The organism is Ideonella sp. (genome assembly GCF_044358605.1).
Lineage (GTDB): Bacteria > Pseudomonadota > Gammaproteobacteria > Burkholderiales > Burkholderiaceae_C > Ideonella.
Window position 1 is genome coordinate 19581 of record NZ_JBIKNQ010000016.1, and the last position, 26102, is coordinate 45682.

General features: G+C 62.8%; 23 protein-coding genes. 8 read left to right on the top strand and 15 right to left on the bottom strand.

The window, feature by feature from the left end:
• Positions 1–39 precede the first annotated feature (39 nt).
• Together asd and ACIQ3Q_RS07830 are read left to right on the top strand one after the other, a co-directional pair.
• Positions 40–912 carry an archaetidylserine decarboxylase gene (asd, locus tag ACIQ3Q_RS07825; RefSeq protein WP_396268476.1) on the top strand — a complete coding sequence of 291 codons (873 nt, stop codon included), beginning with the start codon at positions 40–42 and terminating at the stop codon, positions 910–912.
• Positions 913–993: 81 nt separating this feature from the next.
• Positions 994–2367 carry a UDP-glucose dehydrogenase family protein gene (locus tag ACIQ3Q_RS07830; protein ID WP_396268477.1) on the top strand — a complete coding sequence of 458 codons (1374 nt, stop codon included), beginning with the start codon at positions 994–996 and terminating at the stop codon, positions 2365–2367.
• Positions 2368–2388: 21 nt separating this feature from the next.
• Here ACIQ3Q_RS07830 and ACIQ3Q_RS07835 read toward each other — a convergent pair whose 3' ends face one another.
• Together ACIQ3Q_RS07835 and ACIQ3Q_RS07840 are read right to left on the bottom strand one after the other, a co-directional pair.
• On the bottom strand, positions 2389–3486 hold the full coding sequence (locus tag ACIQ3Q_RS07835) for an NAD(P)-dependent alcohol dehydrogenase (protein WP_396268478.1): 1098 nt from the start codon (positions 3484–3486) through the stop codon (positions 2389–2391).
• Positions 3487–3782: 296 nt separating this feature from the next.
• Positions 3783–4595, bottom strand: a complete 813-nt coding sequence (locus ACIQ3Q_RS07840) for a UDP-2,3-diacylglucosamine diphosphatase (RefSeq protein ID WP_396268480.1) — start codon at positions 4593–4595, stop codon at positions 3783–3785.
• Positions 4596–4865: 270 nt separating this feature from the next.
• On the opposite strand from ACIQ3Q_RS07840, the gene ACIQ3Q_RS07845 reads away from it, so the two are divergent.
• On the top strand, positions 4866–5810 hold the full coding sequence (locus ACIQ3Q_RS07845; RefSeq protein WP_396268482.1) for a porin: 945 nt from the start codon (positions 4866–4868) through the stop codon (positions 5808–5810).
• Positions 5811–5980: 170 nt separating this feature from the next.
• Complete coding sequence (locus tag ACIQ3Q_RS07850; RefSeq protein ID WP_396268483.1) at positions 5981–6892, top strand: GNAT family N-acetyltransferase; 912 nt, start codon at positions 5981–5983, stop codon at positions 6890–6892.
• A 3-nt stretch (positions 6893–6895) separates the two neighbouring features.
• Here ACIQ3Q_RS07850 and glmM read toward each other — a convergent pair whose 3' ends face one another.
• From glmM to ACIQ3Q_RS07870, 4 genes are all read right to left on the bottom strand, one after another.
• On the bottom strand, positions 6896–8239 hold the full coding sequence (gene glmM / locus ACIQ3Q_RS07855) for a phosphoglucosamine mutase (protein WP_396268484.1): 1344 nt from the start codon (positions 8237–8239) through the stop codon (positions 6896–6898).
• Positions 8240–8311: 72 nt separating this feature from the next.
• Positions 8312–9151, bottom strand: a complete 840-nt coding sequence (folP, locus tag ACIQ3Q_RS07860; RefSeq protein WP_396268485.1) for a dihydropteroate synthase — start codon at positions 9149–9151, stop codon at positions 8312–8314.
• Between the two features lie 67 nt (positions 9152–9218).
• Entirely contained in the window at positions 9219–11108 is a 1890-nt protein-coding gene (gene ftsH / locus ACIQ3Q_RS07865) for an ATP-dependent zinc metalloprotease FtsH (RefSeq protein WP_396268486.1), read from the bottom strand.
• Between the two features lie 178 nt (positions 11109–11286).
• Entirely contained in the window at positions 11287–11961 is a 675-nt protein-coding gene (locus tag ACIQ3Q_RS07870) for an RlmE family RNA methyltransferase (protein ID WP_396268487.1), read from the bottom strand.
• 21 nt (positions 11962–11982) lie between these two features.
• Between ACIQ3Q_RS07870 and ACIQ3Q_RS07875 the strand changes: the two genes are divergently transcribed.
• Positions 11983–12474, top strand: coding sequence for a YhbY family RNA-binding protein (locus ACIQ3Q_RS07875; protein ID WP_396268488.1), 492 nt, complete (start codon positions 11983–11985; stop codon positions 12472–12474).
• Positions 12475–12492: 18 nt separating this feature from the next.
• Here the strand turns inward: ACIQ3Q_RS07875 and ACIQ3Q_RS07880 are convergent, their stop codons facing one another.
• From ACIQ3Q_RS07880 to carA, 5 genes are all read right to left on the bottom strand, one after another.
• Complete coding sequence (locus ACIQ3Q_RS07880) at positions 12493–12945, bottom strand: DUF4149 domain-containing protein (protein ID WP_396268489.1); 453 nt, start codon at positions 12943–12945, stop codon at positions 12493–12495.
• Between the two features lie 5 nt (positions 12946–12950).
• Positions 12951–13427 carry a transcription elongation factor GreA gene (gene greA, locus ACIQ3Q_RS07885; RefSeq protein WP_396268490.1) on the bottom strand — a complete coding sequence of 159 codons (477 nt, stop codon included), beginning with the start codon at positions 13425–13427 and terminating at the stop codon, positions 12951–12953.
• A gap of 112 nt (positions 13428–13539) precedes the next feature.
• Entirely contained in the window at positions 13540–16815 is a 3276-nt protein-coding gene (carB, locus tag ACIQ3Q_RS07890; protein ID WP_396268491.1) for a carbamoyl-phosphate synthase large subunit, read from the bottom strand.
• 47 nt (positions 16816–16862) lie between these two features.
• Entirely contained in the window at positions 16863–17504 is a 642-nt protein-coding gene (leuE, locus tag ACIQ3Q_RS07895; protein WP_396268492.1) for a leucine efflux protein LeuE, read from the bottom strand.
• A gap of 13 nt (positions 17505–17517) precedes the next feature.
• Positions 17518–18690, bottom strand: a complete 1173-nt coding sequence (carA, locus tag ACIQ3Q_RS07900; protein ID WP_396268493.1) for a glutamine-hydrolyzing carbamoyl-phosphate synthase small subunit — start codon at positions 18688–18690, stop codon at positions 17518–17520.
• Between the two features lie 321 nt (positions 18691–19011).
• Between carA and ACIQ3Q_RS07905 the strand changes: the two genes are divergently transcribed.
• Both ACIQ3Q_RS07905 and ACIQ3Q_RS07910 read left to right on the top strand, forming a co-directional pair.
• Positions 19012–19698, top strand: a complete 687-nt coding sequence (locus tag ACIQ3Q_RS07905; protein ID WP_396268494.1) for a Bax inhibitor-1/YccA family protein — start codon at positions 19012–19014, stop codon at positions 19696–19698.
• Positions 19699–19794: 96 nt separating this feature from the next.
• Positions 19795–21030, top strand: coding sequence for an NAD(P)/FAD-dependent oxidoreductase (locus ACIQ3Q_RS07910; protein WP_396268495.1), 1236 nt, complete (start codon positions 19795–19797; stop codon positions 21028–21030).
• Here ACIQ3Q_RS07910 and rlmD read toward each other — a convergent pair.
• The 4 genes from rlmD to surE all read right to left on the bottom strand — a co-directional run bounded on the left by rlmD (position 21027) and on the right by surE (position 24992).
• Positions 21027–22388, bottom strand: coding sequence for a 23S rRNA (uracil(1939)-C(5))-methyltransferase RlmD (gene rlmD / locus ACIQ3Q_RS07915; RefSeq protein WP_396268496.1), 1362 nt, complete (start codon positions 22386–22388; stop codon positions 21027–21029). The genes ACIQ3Q_RS07910 and rlmD overlap by 4 nt on opposite strands.
• A gap of 4 nt (positions 22389–22392) precedes the next feature.
• Entirely contained in the window at positions 22393–23250 is an 858-nt protein-coding gene (locus ACIQ3Q_RS07920) for a peptidoglycan DD-metalloendopeptidase family protein (RefSeq protein WP_396268497.1), read from the bottom strand.
• Positions 23251–23400: 150 nt separating this feature from the next.
• Positions 23401–24216, bottom strand: coding sequence for a protein-L-isoaspartate(D-aspartate) O-methyltransferase (locus ACIQ3Q_RS07925; protein WP_396268498.1), 816 nt, complete (start codon positions 24214–24216; stop codon positions 23401–23403).
• Complete coding sequence (gene surE, locus ACIQ3Q_RS07930; protein ID WP_396268500.1) at positions 24213–24992, bottom strand: 5'/3'-nucleotidase SurE; 780 nt, start codon at positions 24990–24992, stop codon at positions 24213–24215. The genes ACIQ3Q_RS07925 and surE overlap by 4 nt, the downstream gene beginning before the upstream one ends.
• A 97-nt stretch (positions 24993–25089) precedes the next feature.
• Between surE and ACIQ3Q_RS07935 the strand changes: the two genes are divergently transcribed.
• Positions 25090–26067, top strand: a complete 978-nt coding sequence (locus tag ACIQ3Q_RS07935) for an NADPH:quinone oxidoreductase family protein (RefSeq protein ID WP_396268502.1) — start codon at positions 25090–25092, stop codon at positions 26065–26067.
• Positions 26068–26102 lie beyond the last annotated feature (35 nt).

The window sequence follows — 26102 nt, forward strand, 5'->3', positions numbered from 1 at the left end:
TGACAGCCCCGAGATTTACCTGTTGTGAGTGACAAGCCCATGAACCCTTTCAGCTTCCGTCGGCTTTTGATGCAAGAAGACTTGAACTTTCTGCTCACCAACCGCGTGCCCCGGCGTGCCCTGACCCTGTTCATGGGCTGGTACAGCCGGCTGCGCAGCCCGATGCTCACCCGCGTCTCCATCGCCGTCTGGCGCTGCTTCACCGACCTGGACTTGAGCGAAGCCCGGCAGCAGCACTTCAATAGCCTGCACGAATGCTTCACACGCGAGCTCAAGCCCGGCGCACGGCGCATCGACCCCGACCCGCAGGTCCTCTGCAGCCCTTGCGATGCCATCGTGGGCGCCTGCGGACCCGTGCAGGCCGGCCAGGTGTTTCAGGCCAAGGGCTTTCCTTACTCCACCGCCGAGTTGTTTGGCCCAAGCCAAGACGCCTCGGCTTTTGAAGGCGGCAGCTTCATCACCCTTCGCCTGACCTCGGCCATGTACCACCGCTTTCATGCCCCCACCGATGCCCGCATCGAGCATGTCAGCTACCTGAGCGGCGACACCTGGAACGTGAACCCGATTGCGCTGCAGCGCATAGAACGCTTGTTCTGCCGCAATGAGCGCGCCGTCATCCGCCTGCGCACCCGCCAGGGCGGGCACCCGCTGGCCTTGGTGCCCGTGGCTGCGATCTTGGTGGCCAGCATCCGCTTGCACTGGCTCAATGTGCTCTTGCACCTGCGGCACCGCGGCCCCCATGAGTGGCCCTGCCAAGAGGCGGTCAGCAAGGGCCAAGAGCTGGGCTGGTTTGAGCATGGCTCGACCATCATCGTGTTCGCCCCGCCGGGCTTTACATTGGCGGCAGCGATCCAAACGGGCACAACCATTCGCATGGGTCAAGCACTGATGCATCTGCCGTCACACGCCTGACGCCGACCCATCACGCCCGCGTCACAGAGGCACTTCAGCATCGGACCCGAGCCGCCTTGTCGGGCGGCCAAGGAGCGAGCAATGAAAGTCTGTGTGATCGGGGCGGGCTATGTGGGCTTGGTCACGGCGGCCTGCTTGGCCGACATGGGTAACAGCGTGGTCTGCTTGGACATTGACGCCGAGCGGGTGACGCGCTTGCAGCACGGCGAGTCGCCCATCCATGAACCCGGCTTGGCCGAGTTGATGCAACGCAACGCCGCCAGCGGGCGCTTGAAGTTCAGCACCGATGCGGCGATGGCCGTGAACCACGGCACCCTGATCTTCATTGCGGTGGGCACGCCACCCCAAGAAGACGGCAGCGCCGACCTGATGCACGTGCTGGCGGCCGCGCGCAGTGTGGGCCAACACATGCTGGACTACAAAGTGGTGGTCAACAAAAGCACGGTGCCGGTGGGCACGGCCGACCGCGTGCGTGAGGTGGTGAACCAAACCTTGCGTGAGCGCAGCACGGTGCTGCCCTTTGCCGTGGTCTCCAACCCCGAGTTCCTCAAAGAAGGCGCCGCCATCGACGACTTCATGCGGCCTGACCGGGTGATTGTGGGCGCCGAGGACGAACAAGCCACGCTCTTGATGCGCGCGCTCTACGCGCCCTTTTTGCGCAACCGTGACCGCCTGATGGTGATGGACATCCGCAGCGCTGAGCTGACCAAGTACGTGGCCAATGCCATGCTGGCCACCCGCATCAGCTTCATGAATGAAATGGCCGGCCTGGCCGAAGGGCTGGGAGCCGACATTGAACAAGTGCGCTTGGGCATTGGCGCCGATGCACGCATTGGCACGCACTTTCTCTATGCCGGTTGCGGCTGGGGCGGCTCCTGCTTCCCCAAGGATGTGCGGGCGCTGCGCCATATGGGTGAAGCCCAGGGCCTGGAGATGAGCATGGTGCAGGCCGCAGAGCGCATCAACCACACGCAGCGGCGGCTTTTGGCCGAGCGCGTGCTGGCACGCTTCGGTGCTGACTTGACCGGCGTGGTGATTGGCGTCTGGGGCTTGTCCTTCAAGCCCGGCACCGACGATTTGCGCGAGGCGCCCAGCCTGGTGATCATGGACGAGCTCTTGCGCCACGGCGCCACCCTGCAAGCCTTTGACCCCGTGGCCATGCCCGGTGTGGCCGCACTGTGGCCCGAGCGCCCTGGACTGACGCTGGTGCCCCGCCCTGAGGACGCCGCTCAAGGCGCCCACGCCTTGTTGTTGGTCACTGAATGGCGCGAGTTCCGCAGCCCCGACTTTGACGCCCTGCGTGAGTGCATGGCCACCCCCATCGTGTTTGATGGCCGCAATTTGTATGACCCTGAGCTGCTGGCGCAGATGGGCTTTGAATACCAAGGCATAGGGCGAGGCACGGCCCCGACGACCGTGGCGCTCCAGCAGGGTGAATTGGCGCGGGCTGCTTGAGGGCCAGCACCCCGGCCTGCCTCAAGGCTTGATCGCCACCTTCAGCACGCCATCGCTTTGGTTCGCAAACAGCTCGTAGGCAGCCACGATGTCGTCCAGCGCGAACCGATGCGTGACCATCACGCTCAGGTCGATGCGGCCGGAGGCCACCACGTTCATCAATCGGCGCATGCGCTCTTTGCCGCCGGGGCACAGTGCGGTGATGATGCGGTGGTCACCCAGGCCGGCGGCCAAGGCGTTCAGGGGAATGCTGAGGTCGCTGGAGTACACGCCCAGGCTAGACAAGGTGCCGCCGGGTTTGAGCACGCGCAGCGCCGCTTCAAACGTGGTCTGCGTGCCCAAGGCCTCGATGGATGCATCCACGCCACGCCCGCCGGTGATCTTCATGATCTCGTCAACCACGTCGCAGTTCTTAAAGTTCAGCGTGAGGTCGGCGCCCATTTTCTTGGCGATGTCCAGGCGGTGATCATTGCCGTCCACCGCGATGATGGTGGACGCGCCCCTCAAGCGCGCACCTGCTGTGGCGCACAGGCCGATGGGGCCTTGCGCGAACACGACCACGGTGTCGCCCATGCGAATGCCGGCGTTCTCGGCACCCTTGAAGCCGGTGGACATGATGTCAGGGCACATCAGCACTTGTTCGTCGGTCAGTCCATCGGGAATGGGTGCGAGGTTGCCTTGGGCGTCGGGCACCAGAACGTATTCGGCCTGGGTGCCGTCAATCAGGTTGCCGAAGCGCCAGCCCGCCGTGGCTTTGTAGCCGTGACAGCCGCACAAGCCCTGGGGAATCAGGTAGCTACCGTCTTGCGAAGCTACGCCATCTTGCGCTGCATAGGAGTTGAAGTTGGGGCAGATGGCCCCCGCAATGACGCGCTGGCCTTCGGTGTAGCCCTGCACGGCGCTGCCGAGCTTCTCGATCACGCCCACCGGTTCGTGGCCGATGGTCAGGCCTTTGGCGACTGGGTATTCACCTTTGAGAATGTGTACATCGGTGCCACAGATGGTCGTGGTGGTGATGCGCATCAAAGCGTCGTTAGGGCCGACATCGGGGATGGGTTTGTCCACCACCTCGATGCGATGCTTGTCGACAAAGACGGCTGCTTTCATCATGGTGGCCATGGGCCCTCCTGGAACGGTTGAAAACCTGTTGGAGTGAATGTCCTCGGCGCAGGCTGTGCTGAGCAACATGCGCAGCTCGTCTTTGGCTTGCAGCTGTTCCCGTTTGAGCGTGTCGGCGGCGACTGGGGTGGCCGCCTTGAATCGGAACGCCCTTCACGGTGTGCCTCCAGGTACGCGGAGTGCGCTGCGCCACAGCCTCAACGGACAGCTTGAGCGATGTCTCCGCTGCCATCTGTGCGCCAGCGTCCAGAACACAGGAGATGTGTCGATCAGGAGGCGCCCCTGCTGCCCGAGGCTTAGCCCCTCAAGCCCAGCGTGGGTGGCGGGATCTTCACCGGAGTGTCTTGTGGCGCGGGCTGCCCATAGTCGAGGATCTCCAGCCGACCGTCCGCATGTTCGACCAAGGCGGTGAGGCTCTCCACCCAGTCGCCGTCATTGCAGTAGAGGATGCCGTCGATGGTGCGGATCTCAGCATGGTGGATGTGACCGCAGACGACGCCGTCCACCCCGCGCTTGCGGGCCTCGCGGGCGACAGCGGCTTCAAAGTCGCTGACATAGCTGACCGCCCGCTTCACCTTGAGCTTGAGGTAGCGCGACAGGCTCCAATAGGGCAGGCCCAAGCGCCCACGCGCCCGGTTGAGCCAGCGGTTGACCTTGAGCGTGGTCTCGTAGGCCATGTCGCCCACATAGGCCAACCACTTGGCGCATTGGATGACGCCGTCGAACAAGTCGCCGTGGGTGACCCACAAGGTGCGGCCATCGGCGGTGTGGTGAATGCAGTCTTCCACCACATCGACACCCCCAAAGTTATGCGCCACATAGCGGCGCGCAAACTCGTCGTGGTTGCCCGGCACGAAGATCACCTTGGTCCCTTTACGGGCCTTGCGCAGTATCTTTTGCACCACGTCGTTGTGGGCCTGCGGCCAGTACCAGCTTCGGCGCAACTGCCAGCCGTCAATGATGTCGCCCACCAAGTAGAGCGTGTCGCATTCGACATTTTTCAAAAAGGTCAGCAATGCCTCGGCCTGGCAGCCCGGTGTACCCAGGTGCAGATCGGAGATCCACACGGTGCGGACCCGTTGTGTCGGGTTGTCGGCCACGTCGTCCATGCCTTGTCTCCTGTGCATGGAGGGCCATGATGAAAGACAGACATGACATGGCTGTGAATCACACGCACCCCACGTGCAAAGCGCCACCATGCTCTGCCATTGCCACCGACTTGTGACGCAAGCATGACAGCCGTCAATGCCCCGCCGGGCACACCCGGCATTGCGGACTGTCACGAAAACATGCGGTGAGGCTGCCTAGAGTGACGACGGTCGACGCGACGCAAGCATGCATCTTGGGCCGCGATTGTGTTTTAACCGCTAGGAGTACTCATGAAGCAACACACCCTCCCTCTCGCCGTGCTGGCCTTGGCCGCCACGGCTGCCGTCAGCGCACAGGCGCAATCCAACGTCACCGTGTATGGCCGCGTGGATCTATCCATCGCGCAGCAAGTGGACGCCGTCAAGAACCTGGAAGTGCGCAATGGCTCCGGCAGCCGCTTGGGCTTTCGGGGCACCGAAGATTTGGGCGGTGGCCTGAAGGCTGTCTTCCACATTGAGCACCGCTTCAATGCTCAAGATGGCAGTGTGGCCAACACGACCCGCTTCTGGGAAGGCAAGTCCATCGTTGGCATTCAAGGCGATTTTGGCCGCGTAACGCTGGGCCGCGAAGAGAACCCCGCCTACACCTTCAGCCAAGGCCCGGCCGACCCCTGGGGCACCGACACGGTGGCCAGCAACGGCAGCATCGTGGCAGGCCGCATTGGCAGCACGCGCTACAGCAACTCGGTGAACTACCGCTATGACATGGGCGCCTTCAGCGTGGGCGCTCAGATGGCCGAAAACATCGGTGGCGAGAAGCGCCCCTTCAGCTTGGGTGCGGCCTACAAGGACAAGACCTTTGTGGTGGGCCTGGGCTACGAGAACCCCACTGACAAGGACGATAGCTGGACCACGGTGAACGGTGAGTACAACTTCGGTATGTTCAAGGCCGGTGCTTTCTTTGGCTCGGGCAAGAACACCTCGGCCCAGAAGCACCAAGCTTGGATGCTGAGTGCCAAGGCCATGATCGGCGCGGGTGAAGCCCGCCTGAGCTACGGCCAACTGAAGAACACCACCACCAACGTGGTGGCCGACAAGCAGTTGAGCCTGGGCTACCACTACGCACTGTCCAAGCGCACCACGGTCTATGCCGACCTGACCACCGAGAATCGCGACGCCTTCCCGAGCAATCGTGAGAAGACCGGCTACGACTTCGGTATCCGGCATAACTTCTGATCCTGCGCCTTTTCTTCTTCGCATTTCTTTCGTCTTTGGGCAGCCGCTGGGCTGCCCATTTTTTTTGCACGCGTGACGGAGGCGTCTTGCTGGTCGAGGGCGATGACGGTCATCGCATTGACATGCAGGCTTCACGCGCTGGTCATGGCCCAGCGCGAGCATGACGGCTCATGAACACACCGCACTTCACCGCGCCGTCTTCCAGCCCTGCGCTGCATCCAGCACAGCCCGCCCCTCACTTGGTGGCACCGGCCTCTCGAGGAAACGCCGGGCCGCTCCCAAGTTCCCTTGACCCCCTCGGGGGGCCTGACGCGCAGCGGCAGGTTTGGGGGCGCTCAGAAGCTCCTGTACTGGAGGTTTGCTGGGCCCGCCATGAGGACGAGGTGCGCCAGGCCCAGCGCCTGCGCTACCAAGTCTTTGCGGAAGAAATGGGGGCCAAGCTGAGCTGCCCGCCGGGCACGCCTGCTGGCCTCGATGTGGACGCCTTTGATGCGCATTGCGAGCACCTTTTGGTGCGGACACGCGAGAGCGCACACGCCCCCGCTGAAGTGGTGGGCACCTACCGCGTGCTGACACCCGCAGCGGCCCGCCGCGCCGGGGGGCTTTACAGCGACCAGGAGTTTGACCTCAGCCGCCTGGACGCACTGCGGCCGCAGGTGGTGGAGCTGGGCCGCTCCTGCACGGCGCCAGCGTGGCGCAGTGGGGGTGTGATCTTGATGCTGTGGGGAGCTTTAGCCGACTTCATGTTGCGCAATAGGCTCAAGGCCACGCTGGGTTGCGCCAGTGTGCCCATGCAAGATGGCGGGCATGGTGCATCCAGCCTGTGGCAGCAGTTGAGCCAGAGTCACTTGCACCCTGAGGGTGTGGTGGCCATACCCCGCTTGGCCTTGCCTCTGGACCATCTGCGTGCAGACTTGCCCGTCGCAGCACCGCCGCTGATCAAGGGCTACTTGAAGTGCGGCGGCAAAGTGCTGGGGCCACCGGCTTGGGACCCCGACTTCGGCATGGCCGACCTGCCCATCATGCTGACGCTGGCCGACTTGCCCGAGGCGTATCGCCGCCGCTTCAGCCGCGCTGTATAGCGCTTAGCTTTTTGAGGCGAGATCGGCGAGGCGCTGAGCTTGCGCTTTAGCCACCGCCGCATCTTGGGCCTCGACCATCACGCGCAGCACCGGCTCGGTGCCCGAGGGGCGAATGAGCACACGGCCCTTCTGCCCGAGTTCGGCCTTGACGGCTTCGATGTCGGCCTGCAATGCGGCGTTGCGGGTCCAATCGGCACCGGCTTGCAGGCGGACATTGATCATGGTCTGCGGGAACAGCGACACGCCTTCGAGCAACTGCGCCACCGTCTTGCCGCTGCGCTGCACGGCTTGCAGCACCTGCAGCGCGCTGACGATGCCGTCGCCCGTGCTGTGTCGGTCCAGCGCCAGCAGGTGGCCGGAGCTTTCGCCGCCCAGGAGCCAACCGCGCTCGATCAGGGCTTCCAGCACATAGCGGTCACCCACCTTAGCGCGCACCAACTCCACATCTTGCGCGGACAAGGCCACTTCGATGGCCATATTGGTCATGAGCGTGCCCACGACACCGGGAACTTTTTCGCCCTGGGCCACGCGGTCTTGCACCATCACATAGAGCAGCTCATCGCCATTGAAGAGGCGACCTTCGCGGTCCACCAGTTGCAGGCGGTCGGCGTCGCCGTCCAGCGCAATGCCGAAGTCTGCGTTGTGTTGCTTGACGGCCTCGACCAGGGCTTGCGGGGCGGTGGCGCCCACCTGGTCGTTGATGTTGGTGCCGTTGGGTGAGACGCCAATGGCGGTGACCTTGGCCCCCAACTCATGGAACACCGCCGGGGCGACGTGGTAGGCCGCCCCGTGGGCGCCATCGACCACGAGGTGCATGCCCTTCAGCGAGAGCTCGCCGCTGACGCTGGCTTTGCAAAACTCGATGTAGCGGCCGGCGGCGTCTTCCAGTCGCTTGGCCTTGCCCAGGCTGGCTGAATCCGCCCATTGCGGCGGCTCGTTCAAGGCGGCTTCAACAGCCAACTCCCAGGCATCGGGCAGCTTGGTGCCCTTGGCCGAGAAAAACTTGATGCCGTTGTCCGGGTAGGCATTGTGCGAAGCGCTGATGACCACGCCCAAATCCAGGCGGAGCGCGTGGGTCAGGTAGGCCACGCCTGGGGTGGGCAGCGGGCCGGTGAGCAGGACATTGACGCCAGCGGACGCAAAACCAGCCTCTAGGGCAGACTCCAGCATATAGCCCGAGATGCGGGTGTCTTTTCCGATCAGCACGGTGGGATGCTTGCCCTCGCCCGCTGATTGCCGCAACACACGGCCTACGGCATGGCCCAAACGCAGCGCAAAGTCTGCGGTGATGGCGCCCTGCCCCACTGTGCCGCGAATACCGTCGGTGCCGAAATACTGGCGTGTCATATCTACTCCTGTGATGCCGGGCAGCTGGATGGTCGGTGGCTGGCTGCTGCCTGACCCCGCCTCGTTTTGTCTCTATTGAATATTGTCAATCAGCCCAGCGGCGGCCCACACCTTGACGGCGTCGACCGTTGCTGCAACATCGTGCACCCGCACAATACGCGCGCCGCGCTGAATACCAGCCAACGCAGCGGCCACCGATGCAGCCTGCCGTTCATGCACCGGCTTGCCGGTGATCTCGCCCAATGTGCGCTTGCGCGACCAGCCTATTAGCAGTGGCCTCCCCAGGACTGACAGCGTGGCCTGGCCGCGCAGCAAGTCGAGGTTGTGTGTTGCGGTTTTGCCAAATCCATAGCCCGGATCCAACATGATGCAGTCTTCGGGCACACCGGCCTGCAGGGCTGCGGCCAGCCGCGCGGCCAGAAACTGCTGCACCTCGGCCACCACATCGCTGTAGTGCGGCGCTTGCTGCATGGAGTGCGGGTCGCCCTGCATATGCATGAGACACGCCCCCACACCGGGGTGCGCTGCCACTAGCGCCAAGCTGCCTGGGCTTTGCAGCGCGCGCACGTCGTTGATGATGTCGGCGCCGGCCTCCAGCACAGCGGCCATCACCTCGGCCCGGCTGGTGTCCACCGATACGGGCACGCCGAGGGTCACCGCATGCCGCACCACCGACAGCACCCGTGATAGCTCTTCCTGGACGGTGGGCGTCTGCGCGCCTGGGCGGGTGGACTCCCCCCCGATGTCGAGAATGTCCGCACCCTCTTGCAGCAGTTGCTCGCAGTGCGCCATGGCGGCTGCGCTGCTGGCATGTTGCCCGCCGTCCGAGAAGGAGTCGGGCGTGACATTGACGATGCCCATCACCTGGGGGCGGCTCAGGTCAATGCGAAAACGTCGGGTTTGCCACCACATCAGCGCAGCTCTCTGGAAATGAAGAACGGGGCCCGAAGGCCCCGTGGGTGTCTCAAGCCTCTAGGGCTCAGGCCGCCGCAGGCGCGCTGTCCGGGTTGACCGGTGGCGTGGGGCCTGTGCCCGAGCCATTGGACGAGGAGGTCCAATCCTTGGGCGGACGCGGTGGCTTGTCGTGCATGATGTCGTCGATCTGGTCGGCGTCAATGGTTTCCCAGTCCAGCAAGGCCTTGGCCATGGCGTGCATTTTGTCGGCATGCTCTTCGATGAGCTTGCGAGCAATGCCGTACTGCACATCAATGATGCGGCGCACCTCAGCGTCGACCTTGCGCATGGTCTCTTCTGAGACATTGGTGGTCTTGGTCACTGAGCGGCCCAAGAAGACTTCGCCTTCGTTCTCGGCATAGACCACGGGGCCCAAAGAATCGGACATGCCGTAGCGCATCACCATGTCACGGGCAATGTGCGTGGCACGCTCGAAGTCGTTGCTGGCGCCGGTGGTCATTTGGTTCATGAACACTTCTTCAGCAATGCGGCCGCCGAAGAGCATGGAGATCATGCTGAGCATCCGAACCTTATCGGTGCTGTAACGGTCTTTCTCAGGCAAAGACACCGTCACCCCCAAGGCGCCACCGCGCGGGATGATGGTGACCTTGTGCACCGGGTCCATCTTGGGCAGCAAACGGCCGATCAGGGCGTGACCCGCCTCGTGGTAGGCCGTGTTCTTGCGCTCTTCTTCGTCCATGACCATGGACTTGCGCTCGGTGCCCATGATGATTTTGTCTTTGGCACGCTCGAAGTCGATCATTTCGACCACACGGCCATTGCGGCGGGCCGCAAACAAGGCCGCCTCATTGACCAAGTTGGCCAAATCCGCGCCCGAGAAACCGGGGGTGCCACGGGCCAGCACATCGGCCTTGACGTCGGTGCCCACCGGCACTTTACGCATGTGGACGTTGAGGATCTGCTCGCGACCACGGATGTCCGGCAGCGTGACATAGACCTGACGGTCGAATCGGCCTGGGCGCAGCAAGGCGGGGTCCAGGATGTCCGGGCGGTTGGTGGCCGCCATCACAATCACGCCGAGGTTGGTTTCGAAGCCGTCCATCTCAACCAGCATCTGGTTGAGGGTCTGCTCGCGCTCGTCATTACCGCCCCCAAGACCCGCGCCACGGTGGCGACCCACAGCGTCGATTTCGTCGATGAAGATGATGCAAGGTGCGCTCTTCTTGGCCTGCTCGAACATGTCGCGCACGCGGGCAGCGCCCACGCCGACGAACATTTCAACGAAGTCAGAGCCGGAGATGGTGAAGAAAGGCACTTTGGCCTCGCCCGCAATGGCCTTGGCCAACAGGGTCTTGCCGGTGCCGGGAGGGCCGACCAGCAACACGCCGCGCGGGATGCGACCACCCAGCTTTTGGAACTTTTGCGGGTCTTTCAGGAAGTCGACCAGCTCTTTGACCTCTTCCTTGGCCTCATCGCAGCCTGCCACATCGGCGAACGTGGTGGCATTGTTGGCCTCGTCCAGCATGCGGGCTTTGGACTTGCCAAAGCTGAAGGCACCGCCTTTGCCGCCGCCTTGCATTTGGCGCATGAAGTAGACCCAAACGCCGATCAACAGCAGCATGGGGCCCCAAGAGAGCAGCAGGCTGGTGAGCAGGGATTGCTCTTCTTCAGGCTTGGCGGTGACTTGAACACCGTACTTCATCAGGTCGTTAACCATCCACAGATCGCCTGGGCTGGTCAGCGTGAAGTTCTGGCCACCGTCCGCAGGGGTTACTTTGAGGGTACGCCCTTGAACTTCAACCCGCTTGATCTTGCCCTGTCGAGCGTCTTCAAGGAACTGGGTGTAGGTCACCTGCTCGTTGACACGCGGCTTCTCGAACTGTTTGAAGACAGTGAAAAGCACGAATGCTATGACCAGCGAGAGTGCGACCTTTGAGAGCCACTGATTGTTCACCGAGGTTCCTTCATCGAAAGCGTGGGATGCGTCCAATCTTCAGGCAAAGACGGCTCGCAGCACACCAAGTGGGGGTGATTCTAGACGAGTCAATCCCCGCTAGCCCTGAAGTAAATCAGAGCAACCTCACCCTTTTCAGGGGAGATGAGTTCGCTATTTTGGGCTGTTAGCGCCAGTTTCAAGCCTTCTTGAGGCCGATACCGATCAGAAAGGTTTCGGCGGACTTGTCTCTGGAGGACTTGGGCTTCAGCGGCTTGACCACCTTGAAGTGCGCCTTGAACAAATCCACGAGCTGGGTGTAGCCGCTGCCGTGAAACACCTTGGCCACCAGCGCACCTTGGGGTTTGAGGTGGTTTTGCGAGAAATCGATGGCCAATTCAATCAAATTGGCGACCCGTGCCCCATCCGTCACCGCCACACCGGAGAGGTTGGGCGCCATGTCAGACACCACCACATCCACCGGGCGGCCCGCCAACAACGCCTCCAATTGGCCCAGCACGGCCTCTTCGCAAAAGTCACCTTGAATGAACTGCACGCCGTCGATGGGCTCCATTTCCAGCAAGTCCAGCGCAATGATGGTGCCATCCAGCTCCCCGGTGGCCGCCCCGCCCACGCCCGCGGTTTTGGGGGCAAAGCGCCGCCGCAGGTATTGGCTCCAAGCGCCGGGGGCGGAGCCCAGATCCACCACCACTTGACCAGGCCTGAAGAGGTGGAAGGTCTCGTCAATTTCCTTCAGTTTGTAGGCAGCGCGGGCCCGATAGCCCTCTTTTTGGGCCAGCCTCACATAGGTGTCGGTGACATGGTCGTGCAACCAGGCCTTGTTGAGCTTTTTGCTTTTGGTTTGGGTTTTCATGAAGGAAGGGATAATACGGGAATGCCTGCGATTCAACTCACGCCCGCCGACCGCAAGGACAAGCGCGGCCAAGCCCACCATCTCAACCCGGTCGTCATGATCGGCAATGATGGCCTGACACCTGCCATCGTCAAAGAATGCGACGCTGCCCTGAAGGCCCACGGCCTGATCAAGGTGCGCGTGTTCTCTGACGACCGCGAAGCACGAGGCGCCATGCTCGACGAGCTGGCCGACAAGCTCAGTGCAGCCCCGGTTCAACACATCGGCAAGTTGCTGGTGCTGTGGCGCCCGCTGCCGGACAGCGCCGCAGAGCCGGCCCATGATGGCGGTACCAGAGGTGGTGCTGCACCGCGCACCGTACGCTTGGTGACGTATTCCAAGTCAGGCCATTCGCGGCCAGAGATCAAGAAAGTCCAGGTCTTGGGCAACGAGCGGATCACCGCAGGCGGCCAGATCAAGCGCGCCAAGGCTCGCGTCATCAGCGCCAAGAAAAAGGCGCTCAACAGCAAGTAAGCTGCAGAGCGAGACTGCTCAACGCTGGGGCGTTTGGGCAGCACGCCAAGCCAGCGCCAGCACCGCCAAAATCTTCACGCCAAACAGCCCCAAGCTGATGGCGTGGAGTTGGCCAAAGCTCAAACGCCCTTGCCCGGCTTTGGCGGCCGCCATTTCGGGCTGCAGGGCGTAATAGCCCAGCACCGTGCAGAATATGGCCAGCAAGGCCAAGCCCATCTCCACGCTGAACTGGCTGCCTTCGGGCTTGATTTGTGCGGCCCTGCGGCGCTCCAAGACCAGCAGCACGGCCCCCAAGAGCACCGCCACGGCGGCCTCCCGGGCAAAAATGTGCCCGACCACTCGGCCGGCCTCGGCGGCACTGAGCACGGCAAACGGTGCGGGCGTGGCCAGCAGCGCCACACACAGCAACAACCCGGCCCATAAACCGGGCAGCAAGCGCCTCAACAGTTCAGCCCAGGCGTCCAGACGCATGAGGCTTAGATGTAGCGAACGGCGATGACTTCGTAGCTGCGCACGCCGCCCGGAGCCCTGACCTCGGCCACATCGCCCACTTCCTTGCCGATCAAAGCACGGGCGATCGGGGAGCTGATGGAGATCATGCCCTGCTTCAGGTCGGCTTCGTCGTCGCCGACGATTTGGTAGGTGACAGCGTCGCCGCTCTCTTCGTCTTCCAGGTCGACCGTGGTGCCAAACACAATGCGACCGCCGGCATCAAGTGTGGCGGGGTCGATGATCTGTGCCGCCGCCAGCTTGCCTTCGATCTCCAGGATGCGGCCTTCGATGAAGCCCTGCTTGTCCTTGGCGGCGTCGTACTCAGCGTTTTCAGACAGGTCACCCTGGGCACGCGCCTCGGCAATGGCCTGGATGACCGCGTGGCGCTCCACAGACTTGAGTTGATGCAACTCGGCCTTGATCTTCTCAGCGCCGCGTTTGGTCAGGGGGATGGTGCTCATGTCAGCAAAAGTCTTATGTGAATGAAAACCGCCGCCTCTGAATCCCTAAAGGGTGTGAGGGCGGCGGCAATGGCGCGCAGTGTACGGCAGATCGGGCTTGCGCCCGCCCCACTTAAACCAGGGACAGGTGCAACTCTTGCAGAGACACCACGTTCAGGTCGTCTTGATGCTTCAGCGCCTCGGTGGCAGCTTCGCAGCCGGCCATGGTGGTGTAGTAGGTCACGCGGTTGGCCAGGGCGGCCGTACGGATGTAGCGGCTGTCGGCAATGGCCGTGCGGGTTTCGTCCACGGTGGTGAACACCAACTGGATCTCACCGGCCTTGATCAGGTCGGCAATGTGAGGACGACCGTCCTTGACCTTGTTGACCACCTTGACCGGCACACCGGCCGCTGCGATGGCCGCTGCCGTGCCCTTGGTGGCCACCACATCGAAGCCCAAGTCCACCAACTCGGAAGCGATCTTGACAGCGCGGTCCTTGTCGTTGTTCTTGACGGTGATGACCACGGTGCCCTTGGTGGGCAGGCGGCTGCCGGCCCCCAACTGGCTCTTGAGCATGGCCTCACCAAAGGTCATGGCCACACCCATGACTTCGCCGGTGGAGCGCATCTCAGGGCCCAGGATCGGGTCCACGCCCGGGAACTTGTTGAAGGGGAACACGGCCTCCTTCACGCTGTAGTAGGGCGGGATCACCTCGTGCGGCGCCTTGCCGCCCATGCCAACTTGGTCTTTCAGCAATTGGCCGGCCATGCAGCGTGCGGCAATCTTGGCCAGGGGCTGGCCAGTGGCCTTGGAGACAAAGGGCACGGTGCGCGAAGCGCGGGGGTTCACTTCCAGCACATAGACGATAGCGTCGGCGCCCTCGCCTTGGATGGCGAACTGCACGTTCATCAGTCCGACGACCTTCAGGGCCTTGGCCATCTCGGCGGTTTGGCGACGCAATTCGTCTTGCAAGGCGGCGGGCAGCGAGTACGGTGGCAGCGAGCAGGCCGAGTCGCCGGAGTGCACCCCGGCTTGCTCGATGTGCTCCATGATGCCGCCAATCATCACCGCGCCCGAGGCGTCGGCAATGCAGTCCACGTCGACTTCAATGGCGTCGTCCAAGAAGCGGTCCAGCAGGACGGGTGACTTCTCAGAGACACGCACCGCTTCGCGCATATAGCGCTCCAGGTCCTTGTCGCCATGCACGATTTCCATCGCGCGGCCGCCCAGCACATAGGAGGGGCGAACCACCAGCGGGTAGCCAATCTCTTGCGCCAGCTTGAGTGCGGCTTCTTCGGTGCGGGCCGTGCGATTGGGCGGCTGCTTCAGGCCCAGGGTGTGCAGCAGTTGCTGGAAGCGCTCGCGGTCTTCGGCCACGTCAATGCTGTCGGGTGTGGTGCCGATGATGGGCACACCAGCGCGCTCCAGGTCCAGCGCCAGCTTCAGCGGGGTCTGGCCGCCGTACTGCACGATCACGCCGACGGGCTGCTCCTTGGCGACGATCTCCAACACGTCTTCCAGGGTCACCGGCTCGAAGTAGAGACGATCCGAGGTGTCGTAATCGGTGGAGACGGTCTCTGGGTTGCAGTTGACCATGATGGTCTCGTAGCCGTCTTCGCGCATGGCGAGTGCGGCATGGACGCAGCAGTAATCAAACTCGATGCCTTGGCCGATGCGGTTGGGGCCACCGCCCAGCACCATGATCTTCTTCTTGTTGGTGGGCTCGGCTTCGCACTCTTCATCGTAGGTCGAGTAGAGGTAGGCCGTTTGTGTGGCGAACTCAGCCGCACAGGTGTCCACGCGCTTGTAGACCGGACGCACATTCAGCGCGTGGCGCTTCGCGCGCACTTCGTGCTGGTTGGTGCCCAGCAACTTGGCCAAGCGGCGGTCGGAGAAGCCCTTGCGCTTCAGGAAGTAGATCTCGTCGCGGCTCAGGCTCTCCAGCGTGCGGCCAGACAAAGCCTGCTCGGCTTGGATGATCTGCTCGATCTGGGCCAAGAACCAGGGGTCGATGGCGGTCTCTTCGAAGATCTCTTCGAGGCTCATGCCAATGCGGAAGGCGTCGCCCACAAAGAGGATGCGCTCGGGGCCAGCTTCGCCGATTTCTTCGATGATTTCTTCGCGGTCTGTGCTGCGCTCGGTCAGACCATCAATGCCCGTCTCCAGCCCACGCAAGGCCTTCTGGAAAGACTCTTGGAAGGTGCGGCCCATGGCCATCACCTCACCCACGGACTTCATCTGAGTGGTCAAGTGGGCATCGGCGGCCGGGAATTTTTCAAAGGCGAAACGTGGGATCTTGGTGACCACGTAGTCGATGCTGGGCTCGAAAGAAGCCGGGGTGATGCCACCAGTGATGTCATTCTTCAGCTCGTCCAGCGTGTAGCCCACGGCCAGCTTGGCGGCGATCTTGGCGATGGGGAAGCCGGTGGCCTTGGAGGCCAGCGCCGAGGAGCGCGAGACGCGCGGGTTCATCTCGATCACCACCATCCGGCCATCACGTGGGTTGATCGAGAACTGCACGTTGGAGCCACCGGTGTCCACACCGATCTCGCGCAAGATGGCGATGGAGGCGTTGCGCAGCAGTTGGTATTCGCGATCGGTCAGCGTTTGGGCTGGGGCCACGGTGATGGAGTCACCGGTGTGGATGCCCATGGGGTCCAAGTTCTCGATGGAGCAAACGATGATGCAGTTGTCGGCCTTGTCGCGCACGACCTCCATCTCGTACTCTTTCCAGCCAATCAGCGACTCTTCAATCAGCAGCTCTTTGGTGGGGGAGAGGTCCAGTCCTCGCTTGCAAATCTCTTCAAACTCTTCAGGGTTGTAGGCAATGCCGCCGCCCGTGCCACCTAGCGTGAAGCTGGGGCGGATGACCATGGGGAAGCCCGCACCACCGATCTCGGCCAAGATGCTTTTTTGCACCGCCCAAGCATCCTCCATCGAATGTGCAATGCCCGACTTGGCCGAGCCCAGACCAATCTTGGTCATCGCATCTTTGAACTTCAGGCGGTCTTCGGCCTTCTCAATCGCGTGCTCGTTGGCACCGATCATCTCGACGCCATACTTGGCCAGCACACCATGGCGGTGTAGGTCGAGGGCGCAGTTCAGCGCGGTCTGGCCACCCATGGTGGGCAGCACGGCCATTTTCTCGTCGGGGTGCGCAGCGCGCTCTTTGGCGATGATGCGCTCGACCACCTGCCAGGTGATGGGCTCGATGTAGGTCGCATCGGCCGTGTTGGGGTCGGTCATGATCGTCGCCGGGTTGGAGTTCACCAACACCACGCGATAGCCCTCTTCACGCAAGGCCTTGCAGGCCTGGGCGCCAGAGTAATCGAACTCACAGGCCTGGCCAATGATGATCGGGCCAGCGCCGATGATGAGAATGCTTTGAAGGTCTGAACGCTTAGGCATGATCGAGAGTCTTGTGAATATTGTTGTAGGCCAAGGCTGATGCGGACTTAGCCCAAGCTGGCAGTGGCCAGCTTGGCACCAAAACCGAGAAAGAGTGCACCCACACCGGAGGCCGCCACGCTGGCCGCACGGCGCCGCGCCGCAAAGGCTTGGGCCAGACGCGCGCCCGCAAAAATCAGCACCGAGAGGTAAACCGCGCTGCAAACTTGGGCGATGGCCCCCAAGGCCAGAAAGGTCAGGCCCGGCCAGGCATAGGTGGGGTCGACAAACTGAATGAAGAAGGACACGAAGAACAGAATGGCCTTGGGGTTCAGCAGACTAATCACCAAGGCCTTGCGAAAGGGCTGGCTCAAGTCAGCCGACTCCGTAGGCTCAGCGCTCACCTCACCCCGCCAGCGGCGCACGGCACCGATGAGCAACTGCAGGCCGATCCAGGTCAGGTAGGCCGCGCCCACCATCTTGATGACGATAAAGAGCGCCGGCAGCGCCTTCAGCACCGATGCCGCCCCCAAGGCGGCCAGCAGCATCAGCACGGCATCGCCGACAAACACTCCACACGCTCCGGCATAGCCGGCCTTCACACCCCGCCGTGCCGCCACAGACAGCACAAACATGGAGTTGGGACCCGGCAAGAGCACGATGGCAATCGTGCCCAGGACGTAGGTGGACAGGTCGGTGATGCCGAACATGGTGCGGCTCGGCCTATCGCTTGGCCGCCGCCATCAGGGCGGTGAAGCGGTCAAACAGGTAGGCGATATCGTGCGGGCCGGGTGAGGCTTCCGGGTGTCCCTGGAAGCAGAAAGCCGGCTTGTCGGTGCGGGCCAAGCCTTTCATCGTGCCATCAAACAAGCTGATGTGGGTGGCGCGCAGGTTGGCGGGCAGGGTCTTCTCATCGACCGCAAAACCGTGGTTCTGGCTGGTGATGGAGACACGACCAGAGTCCAGGTCTTTGACAGGGTGGTTGGCGCCGTGGTGACCGAACTTCATCTTGAAGGTCTGCGCTCCGCTGGCCAAGGCCATGATCTGGTGCCCCAGGCAGATGCCGAAGGTGGGGATGCCGGTCTCGATCAGGGTCTTGGCGGCTTCGATGGCGTAGTCACAGGGCTGGGGATCGCCCGGGCCGTTGGACAGGAAAATGCCATCAGGCTGGTGCTTGAGCACCTCGGCCGCCGGGGTCTTGGCTGGCACCACCGTCACACGGCAGCCGCGCTCGGCCAACATGCGAAGGATGTTGCGCTTGACGCCAAAGTCATAGGCCACCACGTGGTACAGCGGTGCGCTCTGGGTGCCAAAGCCGGGGGTGCCGTCTTCGTGGGCCAGCTTCCACTCGGTTTCAGTCCATTCGTAAGACTGGCTTGAGGTGACCACCTGAGCCAAATCTTGCCCCGCCATATTGGGAGCCGCTTTGGCTTTGGCCACAGCGTCGGCCTTGTCGGCCTCAGTCACCTGATGCCCCGCAGCAAACGAAACGATGCAGCCGTTCTGGGCGCCACTGGTGCGCAAAACGCGAGTCAGGCGACGGGTGTCGATGTCGGCAATCGCCACCGTGCCTTCGGCCACGAGGTACTCAGACAGGGTCTGGGTTTGGCGGAAGTTCGAGACTCGAACGGGCAGATCTTTGATGATCAGGCCTGCGGCATGGACTTTACGCGCCTCGACATCCTCGGGGTTGACACCGTAGTTGCCAATGTGCGGGTACGTCAGGGTGACGATCTGCTGGCAGTAGCTCGGGTCGGTGAGGATTTCTTGGTAGCCGGTGAGTGCGGTGTTGAATACCACTTCGCCGACGGTGTGACCGGCTGCGCCGATCGAGGTGCCCAAAAAGACCGTGCCGTCTGCGAGTGCAAGGATTGCGGGGGGCAGGACGGGCAGCAAGGGGGAACTCCGGTGTTCGCACGCCCAGCCCTTATGCCGTTTTAACCCCGTGCCACCGCTTCAAAAAAGCGTCAGCGATAAGGTCGGCAGGTGGTTTGGAAACGAAGTTTCGCTGGGCGGCTTTTGATTTGGGGTAAACCCGCTGATTATAGCCTGTGCCGAGCACTCGGTGAAGTCCTAGGCTCTTGCAAAACCCTAATGTGTCCCCAACTTGTCATCCAGCGGCCGAGCATGTCACTCTAGAATGCGGCCGTCTTGCTGGCGATGGCCGAACCCGGCTCACCTCAGCATGATTTGAACAACCACTGGAGAACCATCTCTATGAACGAAAGCCTGCAAACCTTTGGCCTGTCGGGCTCCATGACTCAGCAACGCAACCGCGTGCTGCGCAACACCTATTGGCTGCTGGCCTTGTCCATGGTGCCCACCGTTTTGGGCGCTTGGGTGGGCGTCAGCACCGGCATCGTCACCGGCCTGAGCCCCATCGTCAGCATGTTGGTGTTCTTAGGCGGTGCCTTTGGCTTCATGTTCGCCATTGAGCGCACTAAAAATTCTGGCGCCGGCGTGCCAGTCCTCTTGGCCTTCACCTTCTTCATGGGCGTCATGCTGTCGCGCCTGTTGGCCTTTGTGCTGACCAAGGGCAATGGCGCCTCGCTGATCATGACGGCGTTTGGCGGCACCGCCCTGGTCTTCGCTGCCATGGCCACCTTGGCCAGCGTGATCAAGCGTGACCTGTCGGGCATGGGCAAGACTCTCATGATCGGCGCGCTGGTCATTTTTGCCGCTGGCATCATCAATGTGTTTGTGCAATCCAGCGCCTTGATGTTGACCCTGTCAGTCATGTGCATCGGCTTGTTCTCGGCCTTCATGGTCTATGACATCAAGCGCATCATCGACGGCGGTGAAACCAACTACATCAGCGCCACCTTGGCCCTTTACCTCGATATCTACAACGTCTTCCAAAGCCTGCTGAGCCTGTTGGGCATCTTCGGCGGCAGCGACGACTGAACGTGATTCAGGCCTCGCGCCTGATGCCCCAAACGCCCCCTTCATGGGGGCGTTATCGTTTCTACACCACGTCCACTTCATTCTTTGAGCGTGTCTGTGAACCAAGCCCCGAACACCCTTCCTCCCCGCTGTGACGTGCTGGTGCTTGGCGCGGGCCCAGCGGGCTCTGCTTGCGCCAAGCTGCTGGCAGAGGCGGGTCGGCAGGTGGTGCTGGTGGACACGCAGCGCTTCCCCCGCGACAAAACCTGTGGCGACGGCCTGGTGCCCGACACCCACGCGGCATTGCGTCGCTTATGTGTTCTCGATGCAGTGTTGGCACAGGCCCGTCCCTCACCCGCGGCGCGCTGCGTGGCACCCAGCGGACGCTTCATCGATGTGCCGGGTGAATTGGCCGCTTTACCGAGACGCCAATTGGACGCGCTGCTGTGTCAGGCCGCCATCAAAGCTGGTGCTCACATGGTCGCCCCAGCGCGCTTTGAAGCGCCCCTGCATGACGCGCACGGCCGGGTCATCGGCGCACAACTCAGCAGCGCAGACGGCTTGCATGAAGTCCACGCCGGGTGGGTCGTCTTGGCCACCGGCGCATCGCTCAAACCCTTGGAGGCCTCCGGCCTGTGCCAGCGACGCACCCCCACAGGCATGGCGATCCGAGGCTATGTGCGACACCCAGGCATGGCCCAAGAGATCCCTGGCCTGCGCTTCTTCTGGCACCCCACGCTCAAAGAAGGCTACGGCTGGATCTTCCCCGGGCCCGACCACACCTACAACATCGGCACTGGTGTGCTCAAGTCTTTGGACGCCGACCCCGTCGGCCCCTCCCCAAAGCCCAGGAACTTGCGCGCTATGTTCGCCGACTTTGCGGCCGCCGACCCTGTGGCAGCCAAGCTGGTGCGCGAAGGTGAAATGCTGGGCGACCTCAAAGGAGCACCCTTGCGTTGTGACCTCAATGGTGCCCAATGGAGTGCGCCTGGCCTTGTGGCCGTGGGCGATGCGATTGGCGCGACCTACGGCTTCAGTGGCGAAGGCATTGGCAAGGCCATGGAAACGGGCATGGCGGCGGCTGAGGCCATTCTCAGCGCAAGCACCCCTGAAGGCCGCGACGCAGAAGTTCAAGCGCGCTACCAAGCCAGCCTGGACGCGCTGCGCCCTCAATTCAATCTTTACCGAAAGGCGGCCAGCGTCAATCAGCACCCCTGGCTGCTGAATCTCTTGATCTGGCGCGCCCAGCAGAGCCCGCGCATCATCAGCCGCTTGGCTGACATCCTGGCGGAGCGCCGCGCACCAGGGTCACTGCTTTCGTGGCGCGGATTAAAGCGTTTGGTGCTGGGCTAGGCGCTGGCTGACCCGCGCTCAAAGACCGCCATGCTTTCGACGTGTGCGGTGTGCGGGAACATGTTGACGGCACCGGCTGACACGCAGCGGTAGCCGGCCACGTTCACCAGCAGGCCAGCATCACGGGCCAGCGTGGCCGGGTTGCAGCTGACGTAGACGATGCGGCTCGGCGGTGTCCAGCCTGCACGCGGCTCGGTGTGTAAGTCAGCCAGGGCTTTGGCCAGGGCAAAAGCGCCCTCGCGAGGTGGGTCCACCAGCCATTTGTCGGCCTGGCCAAACGCCACCAAGTCGTCGGGCGTCAGCTCAAACAGATTGCGGGCCTCAAAACTGGTTTTGCCTTGCAGGCCATTGCGAAGCGCGTTTTGGCGCGAGCGTTCGACCAAAGCCTCACTGCCTTCAATGCCCAGCACCTCGCGGGCTTTGGTGGCCAGGGGCAAGGTGAAGTTGCCCAGGCCGCAAAACCAGTCAATGACGCGTTCATCAGTCTGTGGGTCCAACATGCGCACCGCACGACCCACCAGCACGGTGTTGATCTGGTGATTCACCTGGGTGAAGTCAGTGGGCTTGAAGGGCATGAGCACGCCGAATTCAGGCAGGCGGTAAGCCAACTCGGGGCCGTTGTCGTCGAGCAAGTGCACCGTGTCGGGGCCTTTGGGCTGCAGCCACCATTGCACGCCGTGCTGGCTCGCGAACTCGCGCAGGCGCTGGGCATCTGCCGCCGAAAGCGGCTCCAGATGCCGCAGCACCAAGGCAGTGACTTCTTCACTGGCAGCCAGCTCAATCTGCGGCAGGCGGTCGCGCGCCTCCATGCTGCCGATCAAGTCACGCAGCGGCATCAACATGTCGCTGACGGTGCGCGGCAACACTTCGCATTGCTCCATGTCCGCCACATAGCGCGACTTGCGCTCGTGGAAGCCGACCAGCACCTTTTCTTTGCGCGGCACGTAACGCACCGACAAGCGCGCCCGCAGCCGATAACCCCAGGTCGGGCCTTCAATGGGCCGCAGCATGCGTTCAGGCTTCACCTTGCCCAGGTGGGCGAGGTTGTCTTCCAAGACGCGTTGCTTGACCGCCACCTGGGCGGATGCATCCAGATGCTGCATCTTGCAGCCGCCACAGGCTCCAGCATGCAAGCCGAAGTTGGGGCAGCGAGGGCGAACGCGCAAGGGGCTTTCCTGGCGCATGTCCACCATGGTGGCCTGCTCCCACTGGTTCTTGCGCTTACCCACCTCGACCAAGACTTGCTCGCCGGGCAAGGCCCCCTCGATGAACACCACCTTGCCTTCAGCGTTATGCGCCACGCCTTGGGCATCCATGTCGAGCGATTCGACGCTCAACCATTCGTCACGTGCAGTCATCGGGTCAACGGCCTGGTAGGACCTTAGCAGGGTCAATGGGTTTGCCTTGGCGGCGAACTTCAAAGTGCAATTGGACTCGCTCGGCGTCCGACGAGCCCATCTCCGCAATCTTTTGCCCGCGCCGCACCGCTTGATCTTCTTTGACCAGCAGGGATTGATTGTGGGCGTAGGCCGTCAAGTAGTTGGCGCTGTGTTTGATGATGATGAGGTTGCCGTAGCCCCGCAGGCCCGCATTGGCATAGATCACCCGGCCGTCTGCCGCCGCCAAAACGGCGTCGCCAGCCTTACCGCCAAAAATCATGCCCTTGGTCTTGGGCTCGTCGAAGTTGGCGATCACCGTATTGGTGGCGGGCCATGCCCACTGAATATCGTCTTCGGACGCCTCGCGAGCCGCCGGTGCTGTTGCGGCCGACGCCGCTGGTGCCGTGGCACTGGCGGCCGTAGCCGCAGGCTTGGTGTCTAAGGGCTTGGGCTCCACCACGGTGCCGGGAACAGGGCGTGCTGTGGCCACGGTATCGCTGGGCGCCGGGCCTGTGCGCAAGACCTGCCCCACCTCAATCAGGTTCGGGTTCTCGATGTTGTTCCAGCGCGCCAAATCGCGCCAGCCCTGGCCCGTTTCAAGGGATATACGCGTCAGGGTGTCACCGGGCTTCACGATGTAGGTGCCGGGCTCTGCTTTGGGCGTGGCCGGCGCATTGCTGGACGCCGGGGGCGGTGTAACGCGGGTCACCGAGGGCCGGGTGGTGACGGGCTTGCGGTCTTCGACGGGTGCGGGCGGCTTGGTACTTTGACACCCTGCCAACACCACCATCGCAACAAGACTGACAGGCGCAAGCCATCGACGAGGAGAGAAAGCCATCATGGTGAGCGATCGATTGAGAAAAAGGCTGGATGGGGTGCGGGTGGAAGACGCGTGCTGCACCCGGTGGCGCGCAGACCGGCGAATCTTCTGCACTGTCAGCGGGCCTCAAGCTCGTTCAGTTGACAAGCCTGACCCGTCTTTTCATGGGATTCAGTCAGTACCGGATTTTAAGGGAACGAACTGCACGGCCTCGCCGCTGATTCGTCTCCAACCGTCGGCCAGTCTATCGACAACCACAAGTACCTGCCCACGGCCGTCGCTGGCTCGTGCCGGCGCCACCAAGCGCCCACCGACGGCCAACTGTTGCAGCCAAGCCTGAGGAATGTCTTCGCCGCCGGCGGCGGAGATGATGCTGTCATAGGGCCCCAAAGCAGCGTGGCCCTGCATGCCATCCCCCCATAAGAGATGAACGCCGCGTATCTGCTGTTGATCCAGGTGCTGTTGGGCCTGCTGGTGCAGGGCTTGGAGCCGTTCAATCGAAACGATTTTCCGTGACATCGTGGCCAAGACCGCTGTCTGGTAACCACAGCCCGTGCCAATCTCCAGCACATGGCCCAGGTGCCCAGCAGCCTTGGCGCGCTCGCCCAAGAACAACCATTCCAACATGCGTGCCACGACAGAGGGCTTGGAAATGGTTTGGCCCAGGCCAATGGGCAAACTGGTGTCTTCGTAAGCTTGAATGGCCAGGGCCGAATCCACAAAGCGGTGACGAGGCACCTCGGCCATGGCCTTGAGCACCGGCTCGCAATTGATGCCTTCCAAGCGCAGGCGGGCCACCATGCGCTGGCGCACGCCCGCACCATCCAAGCCGATGCCGGAGGGCTGCACCTGGCGTCGGGCATCGGCAGCGGCCTCGGCCAAGTGGCGCTGTGGGCGCAGCGTCACTTGAGGCTTGCTGCTCGCGGCAGACGGGCTCAGCGTGGATAAACTGGCCGGGAAACGCGGCTTGCGCGGGGTGTCACTCATGGCTGCTGAGACGGGCAGGCGTTGCGCCAGGTACCGAGCGCCGCATGATCGGTCAAATCCACTTGCAGCGGCGTGATGGAGACTTGGCCGTTTGCCACAGCATAGAAGTCGGTACCTTCGCCTGCCTCACGGGCGTCGCCCGCCGGTCCAATCCAGTAAACGGGTTCGCCACGCGGGCTGGTCTGGCGCACCACAGGCTCGCTGGCATGGCGGCGGCCCAGACGTGTCACCGCCCAAGGTAATTGGTCGGCATCACTGCGATTAGGAATGTTGACATTCAGCAGATAAGGCGCCGGGCGAGAGCCATCTTGAGGCCAACGCGAAAGCGCCCACTGCACCACGCGGCGTACGGTGCGCGCGGCAGCGTCCAATTCAACCCAGCCCTTCTCCACTTGCGAGAACGCGATCGCCGGCACACCAAACAAATAGCCCTCCATCGCCGCTGCCACGGTGCCGGAATAGAGCGTGTCGTCCCCCATATTGGCCCCTTGGTTGATGCCCGTGAGCACTAAATCGGGCTTATGGGTCAACAAGCCCGTCAAGGCCACATGCACGCTGTCGGAAGGCGTGCCATTCACGAATCGAAAGCCGTCCACTGGTCCGCCCTTGGCCTGAAACACCGACAAAGCCCGGTTCAAGGTGAGCGCGTTGGACGTGCCGCTGGCGTTCTGCTCTGGGGCAATCACGTCAATCTCGCCCAAACCCTGACAGGCTTGAACCAGAGCGGCGATGCCGGGAGCGAGATAACCGTCGTCGTTGGCGATAAGGATGCGCATGCTGCATTGTAGGCAGCCGTCACCTCGGTGACGGGTCGCCGCACGCGGTCTGTCTATCATCAGGACTCTTTCGCTCGACTTACCCGGAGCCCCAACCATGCACGCTTGGTTTTGTGACAGCCTCGACGGCCCTGATGCCCTGGTCTGGCGCGAAGCGCCGACCCCTGAACCCGGGCCTAAAGAGGTCCGTATCAAGGTGGCCGCCGCCAGCCTGAACTTCCCTGACCTGCTGATCGTGCATGGCAAGTACCAGTTCCGCCCGCCCTTGCCCTTCGTTCCAGGGGCGGAGTTTTCTGGCCACATTGATGCCGTGGGGAGCGAGGTCAAGCACCTCAAAGTCGGTGACGCTGTGACGGCGATTGCGGGCACAGGTGGCTTTGGCACCCATGCCTGCCTGCCAGCCGCTCAGGTCATACCCCTGCCGCCGGGATTTCCGCTCACCGATGCCGCAGCCTTTGCATTCACCTATGGCACCTCACACCATGCGCTGATGGACCGCGCGGCGCTGCAGCCAGGCGAAACCGTGCTGGTGCTCGGCGCTGCGGGCGGTGTGGGCAGCGCAGCTGTCCAGATTGCCAAAGCGGCTGGTGCCCAGGTGATCGCCGCGGCCTCCACCGATGAAAAGTGCGCGGCCTGCAAAGCCATGGGCGCCGACGCGACCATCAATACCAGCACCGAGTCCTTGCGTGACGCGCTGAAGGCGCTGACCGGAGGCCACGGCCCAGGTGTGGTCTATGACGCTGTGGGTGGCGCCTTGGCGGAACCGGCCTTTCGCTCCATCGCTTGGCGCGGGCGCTATTTGGTCGTGGGTTTTGCGGCCGGGGACATTCCCGCCCTGCCCTTCAACTTGGCACTGCTCAAGGGCGCGTCGATTGTGGGTGTTTTCTGGGGTGAATTCGTCAAGCGCGAGCCCGCTGCTTTTGCGGCCAGCATGGCGCAGTTGATGCGCTGGTACAGCGAAGGGCAGGTCAAGCCGGTGATTGACGCTCTGCTGCCCATCAGTGAGCTGGCCACGGGCTATTCGCGCCTGGGCGGACGGCAGGTTAAAGGCAAGGTGGTCATGACCCTTGAATAAGGCGGCCGCCCCCTACCCTGAAAATCTCGATCCAC